This window comes from Burkholderia sp. Tr-862 (genome assembly GCF_011753085.1).
GTDB classification, from domain to species: Bacteria; Pseudomonadota; Gammaproteobacteria; order Burkholderiales; family Burkholderiaceae; genus Burkholderia; species Burkholderia ambifaria.
Map to the genome: position 1 here is coordinate 1 of NZ_VWWG01000283.1, position 4,304 is coordinate 4,304.

General features: G+C 71.0%; 3 protein-coding genes and 1 pseudogene. 2 read left to right on the forward strand and 2 right to left on the reverse strand.

Features of this window, described 5'->3' with window-relative positions; translation table 11 throughout:
• Both dalD and F3J14_RS33735 read right to left on the reverse strand, forming a co-directional pair.
• On the reverse strand, positions 1 to 1,320 hold a 1,320-nt coding region (gene dalD / locus F3J14_RS33730), incomplete at its 3' end, for a D-arabinitol 4-dehydrogenase (protein ID WP_166726595.1).
• A 172-nt stretch (positions 1,321 to 1,492) separates the two neighbouring features.
• Complete coding sequence (locus tag F3J14_RS33735) at positions 1,493 to 2,413, reverse strand: LysR family transcriptional regulator (RefSeq protein WP_166726596.1); 921 nt, start codon at positions 2,411 to 2,413, stop codon at positions 1,493 to 1,495.
• 99 nt (positions 2,414 to 2,512) lie between these two features.
• Here F3J14_RS33735 and mdlC point away from each other — a divergent pair, with 99 nt between their 5' ends.
• A complete protein-coding gene (gene mdlC / locus F3J14_RS33740; protein ID WP_166726597.1) occupies positions 2,513 to 4,120 on the forward strand; it encodes a benzoylformate decarboxylase in 1,608 nt (535 codons plus the stop codon).
• 29 nt (positions 4,121 to 4,149) lie between these two features.
• Positions 4,150 to 4,304: pseudogene (locus F3J14_RS33745) on the forward strand (salicylaldehyde dehydrogenase); the annotation flags it as partial.

The following is a 4,304-nucleotide window of genomic DNA, read 5'->3' on the forward strand; positions in this document are numbered from 1 at the left end:
TAGCGAGCCCCACAGCGCGCGGCTCGCGCACAGCGCAACGACCGGGTCGTCGGCTTCGACGATCGCCCGCGCGGTGCCGTCATCCATCACGCCGTCCTGGTATTCATACGGCAGCAGCCCGCGCGCCCAGCGTTCGAGAAAGCGCAGGAACAGCGCCGGCAGCACCGCGGTGGCGACCGGCGCCGCGCCGCGCGCGAACGATTCGACGAGGGTCGGCGCGATGAAGCCGGGAATCTTCGAGAAGCCGTCGGCCGCGACGCGCTGGTTCGTGTCGAGCACGTACGGGTTGCCGAAGCGTTCGAGCACGACGTCGCGATAGCGTTCGAGGTCGAGCGGGCTCGGGCTGAGGCACGGGATCACGTCCTGCGTCACGTAGTCGTGCGCGAAGCGGCGGATCGCCGCGTCGTGCGTGCCCTCGTGGATGTACGTGTGGCCTGCGAGCGTACCGGCCCAGGCGATGCAGCTGTGCGTCGCATTGAGGATGCGGATCTTCGCTTCCTCGTACGGGTGCACGTCGTCGACCAGTTCCGCGCCGGCCAGCTCCCAGCGCGGCCGGCCGGCCGCGAAGCGGTCCTCGATCACCCACTGGATGAACGATTCGCCCATCACCGGGCACGCGTCGTCGACGCCGGTGGCCGCGCGCACGCGTTCGCGCACGTCGTCGGTCGGGCGCGGCGTGATGCGGTCGACCATCGCGCTCGGCGTCGCGACGTTCGCATCGAACCACGCGAGCAGGCCGGCCTCGCCGCGCCGTTCGAGGAATTCGCGCATGCCCGCGCGAAAGCGCGCGCCGTTGTTGCGCAGGTTGTCGCAACTCTGCAGCGTGAGCGGGCCCGCGCCGCGCGCCACGCGTTCGGCGAGCAGCGCCGCGAGCGCGCCGTACAGCGTCGTGCGCGCGCCCTGCAGGTCGGCCGCGAGATCGGCGTTCGCGATATCGAGCCGGTTGTGTTCGTCGAGGTAGTAGCCGCCTTCGGTGACGGTGAACGACACGATGCGGCATGCCGGGTCGGCGCCGGCCTCGATCAGCGCGGCGAGGTCGATCGACCACGGCAGCACGCGCGAGATCGCGCGGATCGTCTCGTACGCGCGCTCGCCTTGCGGCGTGACGGTTTCGAGCGTGTACGCGCCGTGCTGCGCGGCGAGCGCGTCCATCGTCGCGCGCATGTCGTCGCGGATGTTGCCGACGGTCAGCGACCAGCGCTCGCCGGCCGGCACGGCCGCATTCACGCGATGCAGATACCACGCCTGGTGCGCGCGGTGGAACGAGCCTGCGCCGATGTGCAGCAGCACGGGCGTGCGGGCGGAGGGCGATTCGGTCATCCGGTGTCTCCTGTCGCGATCGGATCCCGGCCGGCCTGGCAGCAGCACCCACGATCCGCGGCGTCGAATACGATCATTTGCTCATCATGTGAGCGAATGATCGTATTCGGGCGAACGAAAGTCAAGGCGACGACACGGCATTTCGATGGTGCGCTGCGGGGGCGGGAGGGCGTCAGCGTGCGTCGCGCGCATCGCGTGTCAGCGCGACGAGTTCGTCGAGCAGCTTGCCGGCCGGCCCCGGCAGGATTCCGTGGCGGCGGCGGAACGCGGTGAGCGTGCGCACCGCGACCACTTCGCGCACCGGCAGCGTGTCGATCGTGCCGGCGCGCTGTTCGGCGCCGTACATCGGTTCGGCCATCCAGCTCAGGAAGCCCGCGTGCGCGACTAGACTCTTCAGCGTCGTGACCGAGCGCGTCTCGACCGCGATGTCGGGCAGCGCGAGCCCGTGCGCGTCGAAGGTCGCGCGCATGTGGTCGAACGGCGCGGTGCCGCGCGGCGGAATCGCCCAGCGCGCGTGCAGCGTGTCGGCGAGCGTCGGCGCGCGTCCGAGCGCGCGCAGCGGATGGTGCGGCGCCGCAACGATATGGCTGCGATCCTCCCAGCGGCACTCCGGGATCGCGACGATCTCGTCGGTGTCGGGGCCGTGCGCGGACAGCGCGAGGTCGATCTCGTGCTTGTTCAGGCCATCAGCGAGCCGGTCCCACACGCCTTCGAGAATCTCGACGCGCAGGTTCGGCCAGCGGTCGAGCACGCGGCCGACCGCGACCGGCAGCACGAGGCTCGCGATGCTGCCCACCGTGCCGACCTTGATCGTGCCCTTCGCGAACCCGCGCATCGCATCGAGCTCCTCGCGCGCGTGCTCGGCCTCGTGCTGCAGCAGCGTCGCGTGTGGCAGCAGTGCCTCGCCGAATGCGGTCAGCTGCACGCCTTTCGAGTGACGCTCGAACAGCGGCGCGCCGACCTGGTCCTCGAGCCGCTTCAGGATCCGGCTGAGCGCCGGCTGGGTCACGTGCAGCGCGTCGGCCGCGCGGCCCAGGCTGCCGCACGTGACGATGGTCGTGAATGCACGCAATTGCCGGAGATCGAAAGTCATGCCGAATCGTAATGGCTTTTCGCAGAAAATACAGTATCCGAGAATGACTCGCGCTTCGATACTGTGGAAACCGCCAAGCCACCGAGGAGACGCCCGAGCATGTCCGGCACCCCGTCCCAATCCGCCGCCCCGATCACCGTCCGCGACGCGGTCATCGACCTGTTTCGCCAGTTCGGCATCGATCGCGTGTTCGGCAACCCCGGCTCGACCGAGCTGCCGATGTTCCGCGATTTCCCCGCCGATTTCCGCTACGTGCTCGGCCTGCAGGAGGCCGTCGTGGTCGGGATGGCGGACGGTCATGCGCAGGCCACCGGCAATGCGGCGGTGGTCAATCTGCATTCGGCGGCCGGCGTCGGCAACGCGATGGGCAACCTGTTCACCGCGTTCAGGAACCGCACGCCGCTGATCGTCACCGCCGGCCAGCAGGCACGCGCGATCCTGCCGTTCGATCCGTTCCTCGGCGCGACGCAGGCCGCCGAGATGCCGAAGCCGTACGTGAAATGGAGCATCGAGCCCGCGCGCGCGCAGGACGTGCCGGCCGCCATCGCCCGCGCCTACCGGATCGCGATGCAGGAGCCGCGCGGGCCGGTGTTCGTGTCGATCCCCGTGGACGACTGGGACCAGCCGGCCGCGCTGCTGCCGCGCCGCGACGTGAGCAGCGTCGTGCGGCCCGATCCCGACGCGCTCGCCCGGCTCGGCGACGCGCTCGATGCCGCGCGGCGTCCCGCGCTGGTGGTCGGCGCGGCCGTCGATCGGGCTGGTGCGTGGGACGACGTGGTGCGGCTCGCCGAGCGGCACCGCGCAAGCGTGTACGTCGCGCCGATGTCGGGGCGCTGCAGCTTTCCCGAGGACCATCCGCTATTCGCCGGCTTCCTGCCCGCGATCCGCGAGAAGATCGTCGCGCGGCTCGACGGGCACGACCTCGTGTTCGCCTTCGGGGCGCCCGCGTTCACTTATCACGTCGAGGGCTTCGGCCCGCATGTGCCGCCGGGCGCCACGCTCGTGCAGCTCGTCGACGATCCGGGCATCGCCGCGTGGACGCCGTCGGGCGACGCGGTCGTCGGCAACCTGCGGCTCGCCGCGCGCGACCTGCTGGCCCGGCCGGCGCCGGCCGAGCGGCCGATGCCCGCGCCGCGGCCGCCGCGCCCGCGCGCGGAAGCGCCGGCCGCCGGCGAGCGGATGTCGGTGGCGTTCGCGCTGCAGACGCTCGCCGACCTGCGCGACGCGCACGACATCGTCGTCGAGGAAGCGCCGAGCGCGCGGCCGGTGATGCAGACGCACCTGCCGTTCACGCGCAGCGGCACGTTCTACACGATGGACAGCGGCGGACTCGGCTACGGGATGCCGGCCGCGGTCGGCGTCGCGCTCGCGCAGCCGGGGCGGCGCGTGATCGGGCTGATCGGCGACGGGTCGAGCCTCTATTCGATCCAGGCGTTGTGGAGCGCCGCGCAGCAGAAGCTGCCGATCACGTTCGTGATCCTGAACAATCGCCGCTACGCGGCGCTGCAGGACTTTGCACCTGTGTTCGGTTTCGGTCCCGACGATCCGGTGCAGGGCACCGATCTGCCCGACCTGGATTTCGTCGCGCTCGCGCAAGGGATGGGATGCCGCGGCATCCGCGTCACCGATGCCGCGCGCCTGCGCGACACGCTGACGGATGCGCTGCGGGCCGATACGCCCGTCGTCGTCGACGTCGAGGTGGCCTGACGCGCATCGCGTGTCGTTCCGGAGAATTCATGCAAACCGTATCGATGCTGATCGGCGGCCAACGCCGCCATTCGTCCAGCGGCGCGACCTTCGTGCGCCGCAACCCGCTCGACGGCGAAGTGGCGTCGGCCGCGCCTGCCTGTACGGTCGACGATGCGCGCGCGGCGGCCGACGCGGCCGCGCG